This is a genomic window from Xenorhabdus sp. PB30.3, assembly GCF_963895965.1.
GTDB lineage: Bacteria > Pseudomonadota > Gammaproteobacteria > Enterobacterales > Enterobacteriaceae > Xenorhabdus > Xenorhabdus stockiae.
In genome coordinates this window covers 1-22761 of record NZ_CAWQMW010000141.1, presented here as the reverse complement: position 1 = coordinate 22761, position 22761 = coordinate 1, and the positions used below count along the sequence as shown (strand labels likewise).

Here is a 22761-nt window from a genome sequence, read left to right as displayed (position 1 = left end):
TATAAGCAATAGCTCGCATTATAGAGGCCTCAACAACGAATTCAAGGAACAATAATCATGTCTCAGTCACATCATTTTACCCCCACTTTAACTGTATTTATGATGGTTAAAACAACGCCTGAATGGCTGGGTTTCTCTATCGACCAACGCTTCAAACACTTTGCTGAAATCTTTACTCCCATTATCAAAAAACATGCCGCTGGTGTTTCGCTACGTTTTTATGACGTCGAGTTTTATTCAACACGAGTCACAGATATCTGGGTATGGGATGCAAGGGATCATGAAAGCTATCAACTGCTTGTTGAAGAGTTACGTGAAACGCCGTTATGGGATCGGTACTTTGATATCGTTGAAATACTTACAGGCGTCGAAAATGCTTACGCTAAAAACTATGGGCGCGATGTCATCACCGCTTAACAATGAAAGTGCATGTAAATTCGCCAATATAGGCTACAAGTAGCCTATATTTCAGATTACTGACAAAGTGCTGGTTTTTTATCCGGCACTTTGATTTAATCAAATTCCGTTCACCCGACGGAGCTTGCCGCCATTGATTTCGAGTTTATTCGTGCTTTAGTGACCCTTTGCACAATAATGCCGGTTTACTTCCGCAAGCGCCGTTGGGTATAAAGCGCATCCAGCGTAAAGACAATCAAAGCAGCCCAGATAAAACCAAATGTGATCAAACGATCTGAGCCAATCTTCTCACCGTAAACCAGTGTTGCCAGCAGGAACATCAATGTTGGTGCGATATACTGGAAAAAGCCCAGCGTGGATAAGCGCAGATGAGCAGCCGCAGCGGTGAAAAACAGCAATGGGATTGTCGTAATGATCCCCGCAGCAACCAACAATAGATTCAGGGAAATCGTGTTATTCAGCATATTACTGGTTGGGGTATGAGTGAAAAACAGCAGATAAGTCAGTGCAACCGGGAATACCCAAATAGTTTCAATCAACATGCCGGTTTGTGCATCCACGCCCAGCTTTTTACGGATCAGGCCATACAGGGCAAATGTTGTTGCCAGATACAGGCCAATCACAGGCACAGAGCCAAATTGCCATAGCTGAATAAAGACACCGGTGAATGCCAGCCCTACCGCAATCCACTGCATACGACGGAAACGCTCACCGAGGAATATCATTGCAAACAATACACTGACGAGTGGATTGATAAAATAACCAAGACTTGCTTCCAGCATGTGATTATTGTTGACTGCCCAGATATAAACCAGCCAGTTACTGGCAATAGTAAAGGCGGTGATACCTAATATCAGCAGATTCTTTGGTTGCTTTATTACAGTCAAAACCTGACGCCAGTGACGAGTTATTGTCAGCATCAGTACCATAAAGAAAACCGACCAGATAACACGATGCGATACGATTTCATCGGGTGGCACGTACTGTATTTCTTTGAAATAGATGGGAGCCAACCCCCAAATCAAATAAGCACCTAAGGCATATAAAATACCTTTGGCTGTCTGTGGTTCGTTCATAATATCCTTGAATGTTCAGAGAGTGTTCAGAAAAAAATGAGAAGAGCTTATTAGATGTTAGCCCATAGAGCCATACAATGTGTCATTGGGTTAAGCAATTTACAAGGGGTTAATAGCATGAATGATAAATAAAAAATTACACTCTGTTCAATCAGTGTTTAACTCTGATTTTATTTAATTATTTGGGATTATAATCCAGTTAAGTGTAATTAATTGACTTTTTAAATCAATCTCTAGCATTGTGAATAGAATATAAGAACTAGCAGGGTGGTCATTAAAGTTTACATCTTTACACTATCAAATTACCTGAACCCTGTTACTGTTCTAATCGGCAAGCCAAATTTATCAGGGCAGTCTAACCCTCGCACTTTGACAGCAAAATCATTATTTCTTAATTGATTACATAACTGTGCAATATCTTTCGGGGTCCAGTAGATATTTTTTCCGTATCCTATTTGCTGAATTTTTGTTAATAAACTGTCTACATCTCCCGCTTTTAATATTCTGGCGACCATTACAGCACAATTTTTGTTAACAGGATGGTAGCTGTGGCTGATTTGATGATTACCATATGTTTTTCCATTATAAATTTCATTTTTTTTGGCCTGCATTTTTTCAACATGACGATTTATTGAAGATAATTACTCAATTTTCATCGGATAAAACGTGGCAGAGCAGGAAGCAGAATAAATATAAAGAGTTGTTTATGCATAATAATTCAGTTTTCATAAAATTCAGAGGCTTCTAAGCAAATTATCCTGAAAAAAGGAATGTATTCCTTATTACATTCCTTTATTTAAGAATATTAAACATCATCCAACCAAATAAGTCCCTGTTGCGCTTGCAATATGCACTTGTTTTTCATTGTGTAATTCTATTCTGGCAACAGATACTTTATTACCGGCACGGATAATATTACTGCTGGCCGTAAATATTTCTCCACGTCCGGGACGCAGGTAGTCAACACGCAGATCTATCGTACCTAAAGTGGGCAGACGCTTTTTTATTTCCTCAAGCGTGATTGTTTTCATCATGTTCAGCGCACCGCCGGCACAGACTAAACCACCTGCAACATCAAGGATTGAAGCTATGGCTCCGCCGTGTAGGATCTTTTGAGCCATATTGCCCAATAGCTTATTCTGATTGAAAAATTGAAGCTCTGCGTAGTCCTGCTCAAAACGAATCAATTCAAGCCCTAAAAGTTGGTTGAATGGCATCTGATAAATAAAAACCTCACCTATAATTTTACGTGCTTCTTCTTGTGTTAAAGGTTGAGTTGGGTGCTGTATCGTTTCCATGTTGAACTTCCTGATAATTAGAAAAATAAATTTAATATCATTAGAGAGTTATCTTTGGTTAATAACTTGTTAATTTTATGCTTTTATTTATCATCTTGCCAGTCTAAGAAGCGCTTCGAAAAAATAATTTATTGAGGAAAAAGTTACTATAAAAAATCCCCGTTTCGAGTTTAGAATATCCCAGTGATTTATTGCTCTTAATATTCTTATCTTCTTACTTCTTTATCTTTGAACTATCACGATTAGGAAAACCAGAAATGCAATTGCGGTGGAAAATACTGGTTATTACCTGTTTATTATCAACATTAGCTTATGGCTCAGATAAACAGGCTGACGCAGTTAGAGGCAGTGTAATTTTGGCAATGCTGCAAGAATATGATTCGCCTTTTATGCTCTATCCTTATGATACAAATTATATTATTTACACTTATAGCTCCCGGGTAAATAAACAGGCAATTAGCAGTTATGATTGGGTTGATCATGCCCGTAAGGATGAAGTTCACTTTCAGGTCAGTTTTGGTTTTCCAATATGGCGAGGTATTGTTGGTGAAAACTCATTGCTGGGGGCTTCTTATACACAGCGTTCATGGTGGCAACTCAGTAATAAAAGAGAGTCTTCTCCATTTCGTGAGACTAATTATGAACCGCAGTTATTTCTGGCATGGCTGACTGATTATGAACTTGCCGGCTGGCACCTGCGGGAAATTGAAGCGGGTATTAATCACCAGTCTAATGGTCGTCCGGAATCCACTTCCCGTAGCTGGAACCGGGTTTATGCACGGCTGATGGCACAAAAAGGAAACTGGCAGGTAGATTTGAAACCGTGGTATCGCCTGACTGAAAGTAACAGGCGGGATGATAACCCGGATATGAACCGTTATATGGGGTATTATCGCCTGAAAGTCGGCTATCACTATGGTGAAAATGTATTTACCATGCAGGGGCGTTATAACTGGAACACTGGTTATAGTGGCGGAGAGCTGGGCTGGAGTTATCCTCTATCTAAACATGTCCGTTTTTACGCACAACTCTTCAGCGGATATGGCGAGTCAATGATTGATTACAATTTCAGACAGACCCGATTCGGTATCGGTGTTATGCTGAATGATATGCTGTAATTAATTAAATATCCGTTGTTTTTCAAGTTGCCTCTTTGTTGGCTGTGTTCACTTGCTCAGGGTACCGTTTTTATAAACAGACGGTTATCTAAGTTCCCGGAGGCGATCCCTTGCCGCCGCGATGCAACTTGAAATTCACTGGATATAATCATTTTATAAAACCAGCTCTAAACATTGAGGAAAGGCGTGTCTACCGCAGAAGTCATCAGCACGGCATCGCTGGCTGAACAAGTATTACGAAAAACATTCGGATATCAGCAATTTCGCGCCGGACAGCAACAGGTCATCGATGCTGTTCTTGATGATCGAGACTGTCTGGTTATCATGCCGACAGGTGGCGGTAAATCAGTTTGTTATCAAATTCCTGCTCTGATGAAAGAGGGACTGACATTGGTGGTTTCTCCACTGATCTCATTAATGAAAGATCAGGTGGATCAACTCAGAGCGAATGGTATAGAAGCCGAGTGCTTAAACTCCACTCAGGATCGTGAACAACAGAGTGATATTATCCGTCGGTGTCGTCAGGGAAGCATTAAATTGCTTTACATTGCACCTGAGCGGCTGGTGACTGATAACTTTCTCGAACAGTTATCCAATTGGCGTCCTGCTTTGCTGGCTGTTGATGAAGCACACTGTATTTCTCAATGGGGGCATGATTTCCGGCCGGAATACCGGGCGCTTGGGCAATTACGCAGGCGTTTTCCTGATCTCCCCGTTATCGCGTTGACAGCCACCGCAGATAAGACAACCCGGCAGGATATTGTCCGCCTGTTGGAACTGCGTGATCCTATCATTCACCTCAGTAGTTTTGATCGTCCTAACATTCGCTACACATTGGTTGAGAAATATAAGCCCCTTGATCAGCTTTGGGCATTCATTCGCAGCCAGCAGGGAAAAAGCGGGATTATCTACTGTAACAGCCGGAACAAAGTGGAAGAAACGGCTGAACGGCTGCAAAAGCGCGGATTGAGCGTTGCACCTTACCATGCGGGGCTGGAAAACAATCAGCGAGCATGGGTACAGGATGCATTTCAGCGCGATGATTTACAGGTAGTGGTGGCAACGGTTGCGTTTGGTATGGGGATTAACAAACCGAACGTGCGATTCGTTGTGCATTTTGATATTCCCCGCAATATCGAATCCTATTATCAGGAAACGGGGCGTGCCGGGCGTGATGGCCTGCCTGCTGAAGCGGTGTTGTTTTATGATCCGGCGGATATGGCGTGGCTGCGCCGTTGTCTCGAAGAAAAGCCTGCCGGCGAACAACAGGATATTGAACGGCATAAACTCAATGCGATGGGCGCATTTGCTGAAGCACAAACCTGCCGTCGCTTGGTCTTGCTCAACTATTTTGGTGAAAGCAAACAAACAGCCTGTGGTAACTGCGACATCTGCCTCGATCCACCGAAACGTTATGATGGTCTGGTGGATGCGCAAAAAGCCCTGTCCTGTATTTACCGCGTTGGGCAGCGTTTTGGGATTGGCTATATTGTGGAAATGCTACGTGGCGCTAATAACCAGCGCATCAGGGAATCAGGGCATGACAGGTTACCTGTTTACGGCATCGGTAAAGAGCATAGTCAGGAACATTGGATGAGTGTCCTGCGCCAGCTAATCCATCTGGGGCTTATCAACCAAAATATTGCCAATTATTCTGCACTACAACTGACGGAAGCCGCGCGGCCTATTTTACGTGGTGAAATGCCCCTGCAACTTGCAGTTCCCCGAATTCAAAGCCTGAAAAGCAGAAATCAACAAAACAAGTCATACAGTGGAAACTATGATCGTAAATTATTCGCTAAGTTGCGTAAATTACGGAAATCCATTGCTGACGAAAATAATATTCCCCCGTTTGTCGTTTTCAATGATGTAACACTGATTGAGATGGCGGAACAGTGCCCAATAACACCCGATGAGCTTCTGCTGATTAACGGTGTCGGGCAGCGTAAACTCGAACGTTTTGGTGATGCCTTTATGACAGTTATCCGTGAACATTTCGAAGGATTCGAATAAACGTAGCAGTAGTAATTTTGTAATCTGCAACCGGAAAAACCGCGGGTATAGAGGATGATGATGGTATCTGAAAGATTGAAAGCAAGCTGGTTAAACCGTGAGCCTCAGTTTTCTGCTTTTACAAATGGATTATTGCTGGATTTTTGGAATATCAGAGATGAACGTGAATTTATGGGTGTTGATAATATCCCTATCCGTTATGTCTCTTTCAGTTCACCTCACCATGATAAAACACTGGTAATATCTCCGGGTCGTAGCGAAAGCTATGTGAAATATCCGGAGGTAGCCTATGATTTTTACCATTTAGGTTACAACATTCTTATTATTGATCATCGCGGTCAGGGGCGTTCAGGCAGAATGCTGACAGATCCCCAGAAAGGGCATGTTGAATCGTTTGATCACTATGTCGATGATCTGGCAAAACTCATTGAACTGGAAATTTCTTCACTTAAGTCGCATCGCTGTTATGCACTTGCTCATTCAATGGGAGGAGCTATCCTGAGCTCTTTGCTGTTACGTCATGAGTCGGTATTCCGTGCTGCTGCTTTATGTGCTCCTATGTTTGGTATTAATTTGCCAATGCCTCGCTGGGTGGCAAACTTTTTGGTCAATCAGGCCGAACCTTATCCTGGAAGGCGTAACAGATATGCGGTCTTAACCGGGCAATGGCGTCCATTACCCTATTTGATCAACCTGCTAACTCACAGTTATGCCCGTTACCAGCGATACTTACGCTATTATGTAGATTATCCTGAATTGCGCCTAGGTGGCCCGACTTATCGCTGGATGCGTGAAAGTATGCGGGCTGGAGATAGCCTCATTGAGAAGGCTGGCGAAATCCAGACACCACTCATCGTCTTAAAAGCAAGCGAAGATAAAGTAGTTAGTAATCGGGAGTTGTTGGCTTTTTGTGCATCTCGCCAAAAAGCCGGAGCAGGAGAAGAAGAATATAATCCTCTGGTTATCCAAGGGGCACGCCATGAAATCCTGTTCGAAAAAGACGCATTGAGAGCACAGGCTCTTAATGCGATTTGTGATTTTTTTGACCAAAATTAATTTAGCTTAGGAATTTGAACCATGTACCATGTTGTTGCTTCAGATTTAGATGGCACACTGTTATCTCCCGATCACGTATTAACACCATATACAAAGAAAATATTGAATCTGCTGACGGATAAAGGAATCCACTTTATCTTTGCAACAGGGCGTCACCACATTGATGTAGGACAGATCCGGGACGGGCTGGGCATTGATGCTTATATGATCACATCAAATGGGGCGAGGGTACATAACTCACAAGGAGATTTGGTCTTCAGCCATAACCTTGCACCGAAAATTGCCCGTGATTTATGTTTGCTGGAGTTTGATAACCCGGATGTTCTGACTAACTATTACAATAACGATGAGTGGTGGGTTAATCGCGCAAGCGAGGAACAAACCGAATTCTTTAAAGTATCGGATTTCCATTACCAGATTTTCCAGCGCGACAATTTCCCGGTTAATGGGGTATGCAAGGTTTACTATACCAGCGACGACCATGATTATTTGGTTCAGCTGGAAGAAAGGATTGAAGCGCGCTGGGGAGACAAAGTCAATGTCAGCTTTTCACTGAGAAACTGTCTGGAAGTCATGTCAGGTGGTGTATCCAAGGGAGAAGCACTGGCACAGGTCTGCCAGTCCATCGGTTATGAGTTAAGTGATTGCATAGCGTTTGGTGATGGCATGAATGATCGTGAAATGCTGAGTGTGGCTGGTAAAGGCTGCATTATGCAGGGAGCACATCAGCGCCTGAAAGATACTCTGCCGGACATGGAAATCATAGGCTCTAATGCTGATGATGCGGTGTCGTGTTATTTGCAGAAAATGTATCAGGTTTGAGGGTGTTGGTTTCACCCATCAAAATATAAAAACAGCATCCAATCGGATGCTGTTTTTATATTTAAAAGAAAAAATTAGCAATACTATTTTTAAATATGATAATTTTATTATTTATTATCACAAATATTATAATTTGGTTTTATGGTTATATTATTACTGTGGGTTTGTTTTTAATTGTTTATATTTTAAGTTGCTATGTGATTTTTATCTTAATAATGAATCGTAATGAAAGTGTACTGTGTAGATATAGGGGTTTTTAAATCATCATGTTTCAAAATTTATTAATTACAATCAATGAATTTTCTATGATAGTTGTTGCTGAAGTTCAATAATTAAATTCCTGTATTTTTACAGTCTACGCGAGTAGATATTCTGGTGTGTGAAAATAATCGATGAATAAAAATAATATTGTCAGACATATTATGTTGGAGTTAAAAATTCACTGTTCCAACATTCAGGGAATACATTGTTATGCCGTATGAAAATACGGAGCCAGTTATCACTGAGTTAAGACATGCTTCTGAAGCGTGTCTGGCTACACCGGAAGGGCGAAAAGGGTTTCGGCGAGCGATTTTTTCCTGTTGGTTCGGTACGACGATGGAATATGCCGATTTCGCACTTTACGGTTTAGCTGCTGGTATCATTTTTGCTGATATTTTCTTTCCGGAAGTGACTCCGACAATGGCGTTATTAGCCAGTTTTGCCACTTATTCTGTCGGGTTTATTGCCCGCCCTATTGGAGCGCTTGTATTCGGCTGGATGGGTGATCGGAAAGGTCGTAAATTCGTCATGGTTATGACTGTCATGCTGATGGGAGTTTCAACGACATTAATTGGCTTAATTCCCAGTTATGCACATATTGGTGTTTGGGCACCGATTTTTTTGGTGATTTTACGATTTATACAGGGATTAGGAGCAGGTGCAGCATTATCTGGAGGTACTGTCATTCTGGGGGAATTTGCTCCACCTAAGCAGCGAGGTTTAGTTTCATCTATTATCGCTCTTGGCTCTAATGGTGGAACGTTACTGGCATCACTGGTCTGGTTGCTGGTTTTGACGATGGATAAAAAGAGTTTATTGGATTGGGGATGGCGTATTCCATTCCTGTGTAGCTTTTTGATTGCACTAGCCGCATTATTCATACGCCGCTATATGAGTGAAACGCCGGTTTTCGAACGCTATAAAGCAATGCTGACAGAAGAACGAGGCCGGGTATTAACTGAAAAAGAGCAGGATAAAATATCTGAGCGTGAGCGCTGTTTTTGGCAGAGAACCCGGGCATTCTGGCTAATGGTGGGGTTGCGCATTGGCGAAAATGGGCCGTCATATCTGGCTCAGGGGTTTATCATTGGTTATGTTGCGAATGTACTGGCGATGGATAAATTTATTCCCACAATTTCTGTACTTATAGCGTCAGTTCTGGGGTTTATCATTATTCCTCTGGCAGGTTATTTTTCTGATCGCTTTGGGCGCCGTATTACTTATCGCTGGTTTTGTCTATTACTGATTTTTTATGCATTTCCTGCTTTTTACCTGATGGAAAGTCGTGAACCTATCGTCGTTATTCTGACTATTGTTGTAGGAATGGGATTGGCTTCACTCGGTATTTTTGGTGTACAGGCTGCGTGGGGAGTTGAACTATTTGGTGTCACTAATCGTTACTCCAAAATGGCATTTGCGAAAGAATTAGGCGCGATGTTATCCGGTGGTACAGCACCGCTGATTGCAGCCGCTTTATTCTCTTTTAGTGGTCATTGGTGGCCCATTGCATGTTATTTTTCAGTGATGGCAGGGATCGGGTTTATTACGACATTTTTTGCACCTGAAACACGTGGCAGAGATTTGAATTTACTTGAAGATGCAATTTAATCACCTGCAATCCAATATGATGGAACTAGCATAGTTATATGAATGCCCGCTTGAAAAAAGTCACACGCAGCGATGTTGCGAAAGAAGCCGGAACCTCGGTAGCTGTTGTCAGCTATGTTATTAACAATGGCCCACGCCCCGTAGCAGACGCAACTCGTCAGCGTGTATTGGCTGCGATAAAAAAAACAGGTTATCGCCCGAATAATATTGCCAAGGCGCTAGTTTCTGGCTCAACTCATGCTTATGGCCTGATTTTGCCGGATATATCCAATCCTTTCCTTTCTTCGGTAGCTCATGCCTTGCAGTTGGAGGCTTTTAAATATGGTCAGGTACTGCTGCCGGGAGATTCAGGTGATAATCGAATCCGGGAGAAGGAGCTGATTAATAATCTACTGAATCGTCAGATTGATGGTTTACTGTACACCAGCGTGGATCGTCATCCTTATATTGATTTGATTCAGGCCAGTGGAACTCCCTGCGTGATGCTCGATTGGGTTTATGCTGATTCAAATGTCAGTGCAATCAGGGTCAATGAACGGATTGCCGCATTTAAAGTGACTCAACATTTGACTGAGCATGGTTATCGAGATGTTGCCATTATTTGTGGGCCTCTTAGTATGCTAAACACACAAGATCGCCTTTCCGGCTGGCGAGATGCGTTAGAACAGGCCAATCTGGCGATAAAGAAAGAATGGATTTTCTCTACAGATTATACCCGGCTGGGAGGCTATGAAGCGACGTTACGAATGTTGAAAGGGAAGTTGCCTCAGGCTTTGTTTGCTTCCAATGAGTTGCAGGCGTTCGGTTGTTTACGGGCACTGGCCGAACATAAAATAAAAGTGCCAGCCGATATTGCGTTAGTTTGTTTCAATGCGACTCAGCAATCTTTATATAATGTGCCTTCTTTGACTGCTGTTCGCCAGCCGGTTGATCAGATGGCACAAACAGCTATCAACATATTGAGAACATGGAATGGCCGGGCACAGGAGTGTGAATTCGAGTTTGAATTACAAATTGGTGAATCCTGTGGCTGCCAGCCTGAGCGATAAACTCATTTATTATCGTACTTCACTGGGTTCTACCTGATCTAAATATCGCCTGACCAACAACACGACTGGTGCAATAAGGCTGATAGCAAAGACATAATTCCATACTAATTTGTAATCACTAACAAAAATTAGTGGAACAAGCCCTGTCGCAATGATCCTGCCGCACAGTGCGAAAAATTGCCCATATGAAAATGCCCGGCCAATTACCTCAGAATCAACTTCCTGTAGAATAAGGTTGTTGCTTGATATCCGTGATGCTGAATTACTGAATCCGAGGAAAAAACCACATATCAGAATCACTTCAAGAGTTGGAAACAGAGCGATTATACCGAGCGCTATCGTAAAAGTGAGAGTGAACATTAGCACCAGATTGCGTTGAGGATAACGATTGGATATTTTTCCCATAATAAAACCAACCAGAATGGCACCACAGCCATAGATAATCCCGTAAGTAGCATAAGAGCTGATAGGTTGCTGAAGCACACTATCCATAAATGGGGGTTGTATGATATTGATGGTCATGATGCAAATGAAGGGAATTGCGCCCATTGATATATAGCAAAATAAGTCAGTTTTTAAAAATGACAAAGGAAGCGTAGATTGCTGAGATTCAGGTGCTCTTCCAGGTTTGATATTTCTGGCGGTATAAGGGATTACTGCGAGTATAATAAGGGAAATAAACGCCATGCATGCCAGTAGCATAAAAATATCAATGTTGGCTGAACCAGAAAAGGTAACGACTAATAATGCTGCAATGAGTGTCGAAGACTGGGCTTCTATTTCAAGAATGGCATTAATACGATACAGCTCACTGGCCTGAAAAACATCTTTAATAAATCCCTGCCGGGTTGAATAGAAAACAGCGAAATAAATCTGAATGCAGATATAGGCACAGATTAGGGCATATAATTGGTTCGAAAATGTACTACCTGAGAGAGAAAGAAACAGAAAAAGTATCAGAACTGCAATGGTGATAAACATCAGAATTGATTTTCGGTTGAAAGAATCGATTATTCTGCCAATAAAAGGAGTGAGACAAAGTACTAAAACAGCAGAAAACATGGCAGTTGTTGCCAGAGAAGAAGGATCCCCGGCATTATTGCTGATATACCACGGAATAAGATACATTCCTATTGCAACGGCAATTGAAGAGAAAAGATTTGCTATCAGGAAAAAAGTTATTAGTAACCATGGCCTGTCGGATAAGGTTTTCATATTATCTTGAACGATAAGAATATGTTTATTATTTAAACTGACATAATAGGGTTTTGTTAAATTTATGTAAATGGCGTGACTGGTGTAACCGCATTTTTTGCATTTGTGCGATGATTAATAACTGATTAGAGTATTTTTCAGAGGCACCATTCCTTTTTTTGATGATTTAATTAATTATAAGCATGCTATGAAAATATTATTTTATAGTCGGTTAATGCTGCATTAATTAGCTTTTTTTTTCTGATTAATTGATAGCTAACTTTGATATGAAGTAGACGAATATATATTAAAATTACGTTGTATTTTATATTAGACAGATTTTATTGATTAAATATCTTAGAATTATATGGTTTGGTTAATATTATCTCTTTAAGAGAGGGATATGGACTTTAAAAGATAAGTGAGTATAAAATCTCGCATCCTTTATAGTTTGTCTCCTTTTGTTTTATAAAATTTCTTTTAAAGAAGTAATATTATGAATTGGTATGTTCAGGTTTTAAAAAATTACGCTGATTTTTCCGGGCGTGCACGCCGTAAAGAATATTGGATGTTTTCTCTGTTTAATATGCTTGCTCTTTTGGCAGTTTGTATATTAGGTGCAATTCTCGGTGAGACCATCGGACTTATATTAATTGTTCTTTATGTGTTAATCACTTTTATTCCATCACTGGCAGTAACAATACGCCGCCTGCATGATACTAATCACTCTGGCTGGTGGTTCTTACTGAATTTTGTCCCGTTAGGAGGCTTTGTGGTATTTATCTTTACTCTTCTGGAAGGTACAGAAGGCAGTAATGAATACGGCGCTGACCCGAAGGGACTGCGTTAATATAGTAATACCTCTTTGATTTTTTTCTTTAGTTTGCCAAAACTATCAAAACGCTGCTTATGATTTTATAACAGCGTTTTCTTATCAATAAAAAATCATCTTATTCTGTCATCGTGACCTGATTTTTAATTTTCCCTTCTTCCTCGCAGAAGCAAGTAAACTAATATTCCACTCAATACTATTACCGCCATAATAATCGGTGTTTGCTGGGCGATTCTGGATTCCAGTACGGCACCGAAAGCGATATATCCGATAGGAACGCTAATAAATCGGGTAGAGGTAAACAGGGTCATTATCCTGCCAAACAGACTTTCAGGTACTCTGCGTTGAATCAACGTAATTTCTACTGGCGCAGCAAAACCAATGCCACAGCCGATGGCAAAAAGCTGGATAAACAAAACATACTGCCCACTGAATAGAGATAAAGACAGGAAGCATAACCCAAGCAGGCTGTAACCGGAGAGAAGGATCCGGTGGCTGGAAAAATATTTCCCATAGATACCGTACAACAAAGAGGAAAGAGCGGTGCCTATGCCAAAGCATGTCATTGAAATCCCGAGGCTGATAACGGAATTAAATTCGGTTTTATTGACGTAAGGCAGATAAACGGTCAGGAATGGGGTGATAACAAAATTGATTATTGAACTTAGGATGAGAACAGAAAACAGTTCCTTCTCTGATTTAATGTAGCTCAAGGCTTCAAGGAAATAACGATGTGGCAGAGAAGGGGCTTCGGTTATCTGGTTTATATCAGCGACAAAATGTTTTTTCAGAATAATGATACCGAGGGCAACAACTAAAAAGCTAACGGCATCAAAGTATAATGCGTTGATTGTACCAAGCATGGCGATAATGAGTGAGCCAAACGCCGGGCCAACAAGATCACAAATATTTTCAATGGTGCTGTTTATGCCATTGATTAATTCATTCTCTCTTTTATGCTGTTTTATTTCCTTTGCCAGCATAATATCTTTTGCCAGTCTTCCTGGTGAATCCAGAATAGTTGAAAATATTAATAAAATCGCTAAAAGATAAAGGTGAAGAATATCCATTGTATAGAATACAGGGATTAATAACACACTCAGGAAATTAACTAAATCCGATAATACTGAGATACGAAATGCGCCGTATCTATCAACTAACTGTGCACTGAAAAAAACAGATAATATTAATGGCAGCATTTTGGCTGACATCACAGCAGCAACCAGTAATGGGCTGCCTGATATTTCCAGAATTAACCAAGGAATAGCGATTTCTGTAATGGTGTTTCCCAGAATGGAAACACCATTTAATGCCAGTAAGCCACTTATCTGAACAGGGATGCGCCTTACCATATTTTTGTTCTCTTTTTCCCTAAATTAAATTATAGATCTCCCGGTTTACGTGGAAGATTGCGACCTGATGTATTGGTTGTAGCACTGCGGATCTCCTGTCCGAAAATATCAACACGAGCCTGAAATGGAGGGAATGGCAGGGTGATATTGTGGTTATGGAATTCCTGCAAAATATATTGATGTACTTCATGACGAGCAGGCATACGATGGCCCATTTCTGCGGCATAAGCTCGCAGTTCATAAATCTGAATCCCTTGTTGCAGGTCAACCAAATAGGCCTCAGGCATCGGATTATCGATAATTAACGGGCATCGTCTTGCTGCGGTCAGTAATATCTCTGTTGCTTTCGCAGATTCTGTCTCTACGGGAACAGGGATCGTCAGGACAATACGGGTGATGGTATCAGACAATGACCAGTTTATAAATTGTTCAGTAATAAATGCTCTATTGGGAACGATGATCTCTTTTCTATCCCAGTCAGTCAGAGTAGTTGCCCGTGTATTAATTTTTGTGATGCTACCGGTCAGCCCGCGAATAGTGACGGTATCGCCAATACGGATTGGTTTTTCGAACAGGATCATCAGCCCAGAAATAATATTGGCAAAAATTTCCTGTAACCCAAAACCAAGCCCAACCCCCATTGCTGCAACTAACCATTGCAGTTTTGACCATTCAATACCCACTAATGAGAAACCGACGATACTGCCGATCAGCGTAATACCGTATTTGGTTAATGTGGTGATGGCGTAGCCTGTACCGGGCGTCAGTTCCAGATGTTGTAACAGTGCCAGTTCCAGTAATGCAGGGAGATTACGGACAAGCTGAGTCGTAATAATAATGACCAGAATGGCAATCAGGATAGAACCCAGAGTGATTGACTGGATAGTATCAATACCGTTGATGCTTGTGGTGACATCCCATAACCGGATATTTTCAAGGAAAGAGAACGCAGAATGTAGTTCTGACCATAACAGGATAAGTGAAACCAGTGCCAGCATCGTCAGGATGGAGCGTACCAGACCTAAAGACTGGGCACTGATTGCATCCAGATCGATAACTGGCTCTTCAACTTCAATCACCCCTTCAACACTGCTGTTAATATTGCTGGAATCTTCTTCACTTTTAGCGCGTTGGGCGAGGATATCGGCCCGGCGTTGTTTTGCCCTTTCGAACGCAATTTTACGACGCTGGATTAACATCCATCGACGGGTTATGTGATAGATGACCAGCAGGGAGAACCAGATGGCAACGGAGGTTTCCAACCGTGCCAACAGGGCCTGCGAAGTTTGCAGATAACCCAGTACAGAAGCCAGCGCGGCCAGAATTGGTGCAGAAAGCAGTATCCACCATAAAACAGAGTTGATAACGTTTTCACCTGAACCATGTTTATCCATATACAGTGGAATACCTGCCCGTTTCAGGCTGGTTGTGACCAGACTCAGCGAGACGCAGAGCATTAAAAAACATAATCTGCCGAGGGTTGCACCAAACTCACGATCACTGTAATTGTTAAAGGTAATTAGCGCCATCATCAATGGCACAATCAGGAAAATTGATACCCGATAAAAGCGCATTGCCCGTTTGACGCGTTCTTCCGGCCAGCGGAAATGAGCAATAAACAGGCCATTCGGATGGGCAAACGCTGCGCTGAGCATGAAAATCCATAGGATAGGTGTTGTTTCGCTGACACCATTACCGATAGCGGTTGCCATTGGGTACTGCCAGGCATTTTTCAGGCCGTAGCCAATCGCTGACCAGAGCATTGGCAGAGGCAAAGCCGCCACAACAGACCAGAACACGGTTCTTATGGTCAGGGAGAAGTGATCTTGTGTCACCTTTCCGATACGGTTGCTGGAGCGTTCAAGGAAAGCGTGATACTGGCGGTGTGAACTGATGCTGAATATCACCAGCAACAACGTACCTAGCAGATAAAGCAAGGTATCCTGCGTTGTCAGCATCACATGGATTGCAATTCCTAATTGGGAAATTGTATCCAGAGAGAGTAATCGGGTTAAATCCCGTACAACCAACAGAGGGTAATTCAGTGAAATGGGGTTGACATCTGCTACCCAGAACAGATAGCGGTGCGTGGCATCCTTAACTTCTTTCAATGCCTCATTTAACTGGCTGGTAGAAACTTTGAGTTTTGTTAATTCCAATATTTCGCTGTCATAACCGGAAAGCAGGGAATTAAGTAACTCTTTTCTGGTACGGATAAGGGAATCATAAACCTGTTTTTGGGTTGGCGTCAGGCTGCTATTTGTAATAGGAGTATGTTCGCTTTCCCGCTGAGAGTGTTCCAGCATTTCTTCATATTTTAGCCTTTCAACCCGTAATTCAACTATATTTCGGTCTAGCTGCTGAGATTTTGGGACATCCGGGATGCGGGTTAACTGCGCCCTTAACGCGGCTCCTAATGTTGTTGAATCACCCAGCCATTGCGCCTGTTCGCGGATGGTATTAAGGGTCTGACGTACCCGCAGAATATCATCGGCAGCTTTGCGCTGCTGAGAGCCAATGGAATCCATGCGTTGAGTTTGCTGATTGAGCATTTGTGAAAGGTGGCGGTTTTGCTGAAGTTCATCCAGTAGAAACTGAGGGAGTTTTCCACCATTCTGTTCTGCCAGCATTTCAGTATGCTCAAGAGCTGATTCTGCTTTTTGCTGCCGCTTGGCGTTTAACTGGCTACGAAGTTGCTGGAGCTGAATATCCAGATTTTGATAGCGTTTTTTAAATAATTCTGCTCGTAAGCGGGCAATCTCCTGCCGATTATTGGCAGAAAGTTGTGCCATCTCCAGTTCACTGGTCGCAGTTTTGCGGGCATTCACTTCTGCCTGAGCAAGCGTTAACTGTGCTTCACTCAGTCCCGGTGAAGGTGTATTTAATGACTGAAGCCGGGAAGTTGCCTCAGCTAACAAGCGCCTTGCTTCTGTTTGCTGTTGAGGCATGAGATTTACGGATTCACTAATCTCCCGGATTTTCTCCTGTTCTTGTTGTAACTGCCGTTCCTGCTCCAGTAATTGACTGTTCAGCTGGATAATCTGCTGTTCCAGGCTGCTGATGGCCTGATTAGCCTGAATAGCAGGAGGTGGTTCACTGGTTGCCAGTATTTTCTGACGTAATTCTTTGATTAATTTTGGGAAGTCATCAATTGACTGTTGATATTTTGCAATCCGTTCCTTGGAGGATTTTGTGTCACTAATCCAAGTGATAGCCCCTTGCAGTGCTTGCGCAATTTCAGCGTCCTGAGGATTTTTACTGCCTTCAACCTGTTTCAGCTCCTGTTTAAGCTGGTTTTCATCCAACTGTGTTGTGGAGGCGAAAGCCAGATTCGCAATAAGCAGGCTAAGAAATAAACTGATAATCAGGCGCACAATAAGGGGCTCCTTGGTAATAAATTAACTGGCGTTATTTTGATTCACGGAAACATCGTCAGTTGTGTGCTCAGTATGCTCTTCATCGTTTGAGATAGTTTGTGCCAGCAGGCCACCCATCAGGGTTTGTGAACCACTGTATAAGTTATTGGCAAACTGAATCTGATTAGGGGCAAACAGATTGATTACGGTTGAACCCAGTTTGAAACGGCCCATTTCTTCTCCTTTCTTGAGAGAAACCGCCCCCTCCTCGCCTTCTGCCGGATAGACCCAGCGTTTGATAATCCCTTCGCGTGGTGGGGTAACACAGCCACTCCAGACAGTTTCTATACTACCCACAATTGTGGCACCAACCAGAATTTGTGCCATTGGGCCAAAGGCTGTATCAAACATACAGATAACACGTTCATTACGTGCAAACAAATTCGGTACATTGGCGGCAGTCAGCGGGTTGACTGAAAACAGATCGCCGGGAACATAAATCATCTCTTTCAATACACCGTCACATGGCATATGAACACGGTGATAATCTTTCGGTGATAAATAAATCGTCACAAACTGGCCATTACGGAACTGCTCAGCAAGTTGGTGCTGGCCGGCCAATAGCGCTTCTACCGTATAGTAGTGGCCTTTAGCCTGAATAATCTGCTCTTCCCGGATGGCTCCCAATTGGCTGACGGCTCCATCTGCGGGCAGTGCCAACAGGTGTGTTTCATTGACGACGGGACGAATACCCTCTTTTAATGGTCGGACAAAGAATTCGTTAAAGGTTGAATAAGCCTGAAAAGATGAATTCTGGGCTTCATTCATATCAACTTTATAAACTTTGGCAAAAGCCTTAATGACAAGCTGTGTCAACCAGCCTGCTTTTTTATTGGCGAACCAGCCTGCTAAGTGAGTAATACATTGCTTTGGCAGTAAATATTGTAGTCTGATTTTAATATTATCCAGCACGTCAACCTCTTGAAGTGTTTTATCGGCCAATGTCTTATAGGAAAATTGGGCAAAAGTCCGCTATTCTACCTGCCCTTATCTTGAATGTCAGGGCAACGTATTGCTAATTATTGCCTTATTTTTGACCTTCAGTGAAATTTTTGCGTGGTTTAACCTGAGCCATGCTTTCCAGGATCCGGTGGTAGTTTTCAAAGCGCTCTTCTGCAATAACCCCTCGTTCCAGTGCATCGCGTAAAGCACAGCCGGGATCATCAAGATGTTTGCAATCGCGGAATTTACAGCTTCCAAGGTAATCCCGAAATTCAATAAACCCTTGTACCACCTGTTCTGGCGTCAAATGCCATAAGCCGAATTCCCGGACGCCGGGAGAATCAATGACATCTCCTCCCTGTGGAAAATGGTAGAGGCGAGCTGTTGTTGTCGTATGCTGACCAAGGCCGGAGTTATCTGAGACTTCATTAACCAGAATGGTGTTTTCGTTGTCCGGAAGCAGAGTATTCAGCAGGCTGGATTTTCCGACCCCTGATTGACCCGCGAATATACTGATTTTATCAGCCAGTAATTGAACTAGTTCAGGAATGCCTTCTCCGGTATGGCTGGAAACTTCGAGCACCCGATACCCGATATGGCGGTAAATATCCATGACACCGTTGATCCATTCACGACTTTCTTCATCCAGAAGGTCGATTTTATTAAGCACTATCAAGGGTTCAATATTGAGTGTTTCACATGCCACCAGATAGCGATCGATAATATTCAGTGAGAGTTCAGGCAGGATAGCGGAAACAATCACAATTTGGTTGATATTAGCGGCAATGGGTTTGATACCATCATAATAATCAGGACGAGTGAGCACGGAAGTACGTTCATGAACCGCTTCTACGATCCCATTGACCTTAACATCTGACTGGAGTTGTAAGGCAGGACGCCATACGACACGATCCCCGGTAACCAGTGAACGAATAGTCCTGCGGATATTACAGCGTTGTATGGAGGCGTCTGCGGCCTCAATATCTGCATGTTGCCCGAATCGGCTGATAACCAGCCCTTCTTGTGGCTCACCAAACTGGCTGTCGTCCAGTTCTGGTTTTTGGGCGTCATTCCTGCTGAGCGGCTGTTTTAGCCTGCGCTGGTGATTGGCCTGCACACGGCGTTGCTGCCCTTTGGAGAGTTTACTTTTAGCCACCGAACCTCACTTATTTCATCTATCTTGCTGGTTATCGCTGTGGGTGATCAAAAACGCTATGATACACCTCTGATACAGATTACCTGTTTTAAAGGAACCTAGGATATATCATGTCAAAAAGTGAGAACAATCTTATCTGGATAGATTTAGAGATGACGGGTCTGGATCCCGAGCGCGATCGCATAATTGAAATTGCAACTATCGTGACTGATTCAGAGCTGAATATTCTTGCAGAAGGACCGGTTATTGCGGTACACCAGCCAGCTGAGCAACTGGCTCTGATGGATGAGTGGAACGTCAGGACTCACACTGGCAGTGGTTTGGTGGAGCGTGTAAAACAGAGTTCGTTTAGTGAGGATGAAGCTGAAAAAGCGACAATTTCCTTTCTGGAACAGTGGGTTCCGGCAGGAAAATCCCCTATCTGCGGTAACAGCATTGGTCAGGATCGTCGTTTTCTGTTCCGTTATATGCCTGAACTGGAAAAATATTTTCACTATCGCTATCTGGATGTCAGCACACTTAAGGAATTGGCCCGTCGCTGGAAGCCAGAAATGCTGGCTGGCTTAAGCAAGAAAAATACTCATCAGGCACTGGATGATATCCGGGAGTCAATTGCGGAACTGGTTTACTACCGCGAGCATTTTATTCAGAAATAAATGGCGGTATTTTGCTGACATGAGTTGATTAAGTGGGTCTGAAACCCCACTTAATCAACGTTTATCGCTAGCAATTTAAAATAGATCTGAGTGCTTTTCATCTATAGCTGTGATCACAAATTACGTATGGTTTGTTGGTTTAACAATCAATTAAGGGAAAAATTCGATTTTTTTCGTCTTGGTACTTGCCAGAAGGTGAATTATTTGTATAATGCGCTCCCCGTACCGATGAATAATTTCGAAAGTACAGCACACCAAAATTAAGCGGGAATAGCTCAGTTGGTAGAGCACAACCTTGCCAAGGTTGGGGTCGCGAGTTCGAGTCTCGTTTCCCGCTCCAAATCTTTTTTATCAGAGTCAGCCCTAATTTCTTACCACTCTCCGAATTCTGACAATACTCCTGATACACACTGCTTTTAAATAAATTTTTTGTTCAGGGCAATGTCATTGCAGTTCTGACACTACGCGGCGTAAGCGAAAGTAAAGCAACAATAGCCAGAATTAAGCCAATCCAAAGTGGTGATATTAACCCATATCCGGCAGCAATGCTTAATCCCCCGGCCCATGAGATAAAGGCAGAACCACTATTAATGAAAGAGACATGGACGCTGTTAACCAAAGGGCCTGCATTTGCCACGCGCATAACCCGTGTAATCAGTGCCGGGCTCATAGAGACACCTACAATGCCAATAATTAGAAAAGCGATCACACTGATATAGCGGTTTTCCGGGAAAAGCGCGAATATCAGCAGCGATATTGTCAGTATACTTATCCCGATTATCAGTACCGCAAAGGTGTGTCGATCAGCAAAACGACCTGTGATCGAAGTACCGATGACATTCGCAACGCCGTAAAAGCCAAGAACAATAGGAATGATAGCGGGTAATAATCCTGTGATTTCAGTCAGGATAACAGAGATATAACTGAAAGCAGCGTAAGATGCGCCAATAATCAGAGCGCTTGATGCATAAGCTGCCCAGAGTTTCCCATTTCTGAATGAGGCAAGTTGCTCGCTGATACGGATATTGGCAGCATTGCGTGAAAGTGGCACCATTGCCCATAAAATCAAGGTACAAATAATGGTGAAGATAACGATTAGCCAAAAACTGAAACGCCAGCCGAAATACTGATCGATCATGATTGCTGCGGGGACACCCAGAACATTTGCCAGCATCATGCCTGTGAATACAATCGATGAGGCTCTTCCTCTTATTTCTGTTTTAACAACCTCACCACAGATTGCCAAAGCGATGCCGATGCAGGCAGATCCTGCAAAACCGGTAATAACACGGGCGATAGCCATAACATAATAACTTCCGGCAATTGCAGCTATGATCCCTCCGATACTATAGAGCGTTAATATCCAAAGCAGTGCTTGCTTGTTGGGAATTCGAAGTACACCAAATACTGTTGTCAATATCGGTCCGCCGATGAGCATTCCTACTCCGTAGAGTGAAAGCAGGTAGCCGATATCTGTGACTGTAACGGCAAACGCATCCATTAACGATGGCATCATGCCCACAACCATAAACGCGGAAGTATTCAGGATGAATATCGTCAATCCGAGCAAATAGATGGAGAGAGGTATATCACGATGTTTTTTATCTGATATTTCTGGTGAGGCTTTTGTATTTATTTTATCTGATGCCATGTTATTCACGGTGGATTTCCTCAATGTAGCTGTACTTTGTTTGTTCGGTATGGAAGCTTGTGTTTGATAAAGAGCAGTGTGGGATATAAACAAAAATCATTCAATTTAATAATTGAATATTAGATTAATGTGATGTCAAATTTTAGTCAAGAGGCTACACAATTCATGTCTTTTTGCTTTTGATTAAAGAGAAAATGTGCAGATGTTGAGTGCTGATTAAGGCATTAGTGGTGTTTACTAGCGTCTGATAGCATGTATTTTGAGCACTTGATGTTTTATGGCTTGTAAAATACTTGCCATCTTTACTAAAGAAGTTCATAATGGCGCCCATCTTGATGCCTTTAAAGATAAAACATTAACCTAATCAATTGGTTGAGTGTTTTGGTTTTTAAAATAGCGGATCAGCTATGCGGGAATAGCTCAGTTGGTAGAGCACAACCTTGCCAAGGTTGGGGTCGCGAGTTCGAGTCTCGTTTCCCGCTCCAAATTCAGGACGGCAGATTTTAATAATCTGCAAGTCATAGAAAAAAGCGCCGAAAGGGCGCTTTTTTTGTTTTTATTACGCAAATCCACTCTAGTGAACTGTAGAGTATTTGTTTTACTCCACAAAATCCTGATTACCTACCGATTTTAGCTCTTGTGATTACCCAATCTATTACTGAATATTTGACAAACAGCTTTTGATTGATTTATTTGGTAACGGGTGGTCAAATAGCGCAACGGATATAAATATTTTTCAGATATATGCTGCCCCTTTCGATACTATTAGATACATTACAACCAGTTATATCTAAAAGTATCATTCATATAGTTAAACTTTCTAATTTAAAGCAAAGTGAATACC

Annotated in this window: 18 protein-coding genes and 2 tRNA genes; 11 read left to right on the top strand and 9 right to left on the bottom strand. The window is 42.4% G+C overall.

Annotation, left to right across the window (positions count from 1 at the left end; translation table 11 throughout):
• The first annotated feature begins 57 nt into the window (after window positions 1-57).
• Window positions 58-417: a darcynin family protein gene (locus tag AACX38_RS13365; RefSeq protein WP_228864567.1), complete on the top strand. Its 360-nt coding sequence runs from the start codon at window positions 58-60 to the stop codon at window positions 415-417.
• A 185-nt stretch (window positions 418-602) separates the two neighbouring features.
• Here AACX38_RS13365 and rarD read toward each other — a convergent pair whose 3' ends face one another.
• The 3 genes from rarD to AACX38_RS13350 all read right to left on the bottom strand — a co-directional run bounded on the left by rarD (window position 603) and on the right by AACX38_RS13350 (window position 2791).
• Window positions 603-1493 (bottom strand): EamA family transporter RarD, encoded by an 891-nt coding sequence (rarD, locus tag AACX38_RS13360; protein WP_099119959.1) that lies wholly within the window; start codon window positions 1491-1493, stop codon window positions 603-605.
• Window positions 1494-1795: 302 nt separating this feature from the next.
• Window positions 1796-2104, bottom strand: coding sequence for a hypothetical protein (locus AACX38_RS13355; protein WP_228864566.1), 309 nt, complete (start codon window positions 2102-2104; stop codon window positions 1796-1798).
• Between the two features lie 201 nt (window positions 2105-2305).
• A complete protein-coding gene (locus AACX38_RS13350; protein ID WP_099119961.1) occupies window positions 2306-2791 on the bottom strand; it encodes a thioesterase family protein in 486 nt (161 codons plus the stop codon).
• Window positions 2792-3048: 257 nt separating this feature from the next.
• On the opposite strand from AACX38_RS13350, the gene pldA reads away from it, so the two are divergent.
• From pldA to AACX38_RS13320, 6 genes are all read left to right on the top strand, one after another.
• Window positions 3049-3909, top strand: coding sequence for a phospholipase A (pldA, locus tag AACX38_RS13345; RefSeq protein ID WP_228864565.1), 861 nt, complete (start codon window positions 3049-3051; stop codon window positions 3907-3909).
• A gap of 186 nt (window positions 3910-4095) precedes the next feature.
• The gene (gene recQ / locus AACX38_RS13340) at window positions 4096-5922 is read left to right on the top strand and encodes an ATP-dependent DNA helicase RecQ (protein ID WP_228864564.1); all 1827 of its coding nucleotides are present in this window, start codon (window positions 4096-4098) and stop codon (window positions 5920-5922) included.
• 60 nt (window positions 5923-5982) lie between these two features.
• The gene (pldB, locus tag AACX38_RS13335) at window positions 5983-6978 is read left to right on the top strand and encodes a lysophospholipase L2 (RefSeq protein WP_228864563.1); all 996 of its coding nucleotides are present in this window, start codon (window positions 5983-5985) and stop codon (window positions 6976-6978) included.
• Window positions 6979-6999: 21 nt separating this feature from the next.
• The gene (gene yigL / locus AACX38_RS13330; protein WP_228864562.1) at window positions 7000-7800 is read left to right on the top strand and encodes a sugar/pyridoxal phosphate phosphatase YigL; all 801 of its coding nucleotides are present in this window, start codon (window positions 7000-7002) and stop codon (window positions 7798-7800) included.
• A gap of 471 nt (window positions 7801-8271) precedes the next feature.
• Window positions 8272-9669, top strand: a complete 1398-nt coding sequence (locus tag AACX38_RS13325; RefSeq protein ID WP_228864561.1) for an MFS transporter — start codon at window positions 8272-8274, stop codon at window positions 9667-9669.
• Between the two features lie 38 nt (window positions 9670-9707).
• Window positions 9708-10718 carry a LacI family DNA-binding transcriptional regulator gene (locus AACX38_RS13320; protein WP_228864560.1) on the top strand — a complete coding sequence of 337 codons (1011 nt, stop codon included), beginning with the start codon at window positions 9708-9710 and terminating at the stop codon, window positions 10716-10718.
• A 9-nt stretch (window positions 10719-10727) separates the two neighbouring features.
• Here the strand turns inward: AACX38_RS13320 and AACX38_RS13315 are convergent, their stop codons facing one another.
• Window positions 10728-11933, bottom strand: a complete 1206-nt coding sequence (locus AACX38_RS13315) for an MFS transporter (RefSeq protein WP_228864559.1) — start codon at window positions 11931-11933, stop codon at window positions 10728-10730.
• Window positions 11934-12408: 475 nt separating this feature from the next.
• On the opposite strand from AACX38_RS13315, the gene AACX38_RS13310 reads away from it, so the two are divergent.
• Complete coding sequence (locus AACX38_RS13310) at window positions 12409-12762, top strand: DUF805 domain-containing protein (RefSeq protein WP_228864558.1); 354 nt, start codon at window positions 12409-12411, stop codon at window positions 12760-12762.
• 125 nt (window positions 12763-12887) lie between these two features.
• On the opposite strand, the gene AACX38_RS13305 is transcribed toward AACX38_RS13310, so the two are convergent.
• The 4 genes from AACX38_RS13305 to rsgA form a co-directional block, all read right to left on the bottom strand.
• Complete coding sequence (locus AACX38_RS13305) at window positions 12888-14096, bottom strand: MFS transporter (protein WP_228864557.1); 1209 nt, start codon at window positions 14094-14096, stop codon at window positions 12888-12890.
• Between the two features lie 29 nt (window positions 14097-14125).
• The gene (gene mscM, locus AACX38_RS13300; protein WP_099119971.1) at window positions 14126-17470 is read right to left on the bottom strand and encodes a miniconductance mechanosensitive channel MscM; all 3345 of its coding nucleotides are present in this window, start codon (window positions 17468-17470) and stop codon (window positions 14126-14128) included.
• Between the two features lie 24 nt (window positions 17471-17494).
• Window positions 17495-18424, bottom strand: a complete 930-nt coding sequence (asd, locus tag AACX38_RS13295; protein ID WP_228864556.1) for an archaetidylserine decarboxylase — start codon at window positions 18422-18424, stop codon at window positions 17495-17497.
• 115 nt (window positions 18425-18539) lie between these two features.
• Window positions 18540-19610: a small ribosomal subunit biogenesis GTPase RsgA gene (gene rsgA, locus AACX38_RS13290; RefSeq protein WP_228864555.1), complete on the bottom strand. Its 1071-nt coding sequence runs from the start codon at window positions 19608-19610 to the stop codon at window positions 18540-18542.
• A gap of 110 nt (window positions 19611-19720) precedes the next feature.
• Here rsgA and orn point away from each other — a divergent pair, with 110 nt between their 5' ends.
• Together orn and AACX38_RS13280 are read left to right on the top strand one after the other, a co-directional pair.
• Window positions 19721-20266, top strand: a complete 546-nt coding sequence (gene orn / locus AACX38_RS13285; RefSeq protein WP_228864554.1) for an oligoribonuclease — start codon at window positions 19721-19723, stop codon at window positions 20264-20266.
• Window positions 20267-20530: 264 nt separating this feature from the next.
• Window positions 20531-20606 (top strand) — tRNA-Gly (locus tag AACX38_RS13280).
• Between the two features lie 93 nt (window positions 20607-20699).
• Here the strand turns inward: AACX38_RS13280 and AACX38_RS13275 are convergent.
• Complete coding sequence (locus AACX38_RS13275) at window positions 20700-21917, bottom strand: MFS transporter (RefSeq protein ID WP_228864572.1); 1218 nt, start codon at window positions 21915-21917, stop codon at window positions 20700-20702.
• A gap of 409 nt (window positions 21918-22326) precedes the next feature.
• Here AACX38_RS13275 and AACX38_RS13270 point away from each other — a divergent pair.
• Window positions 22327-22402: transfer RNA gene (locus tag AACX38_RS13270), tRNA-Gly, on the top strand.
• The last annotated feature ends 359 nt before the right edge of the window (window positions 22403-22761 follow it).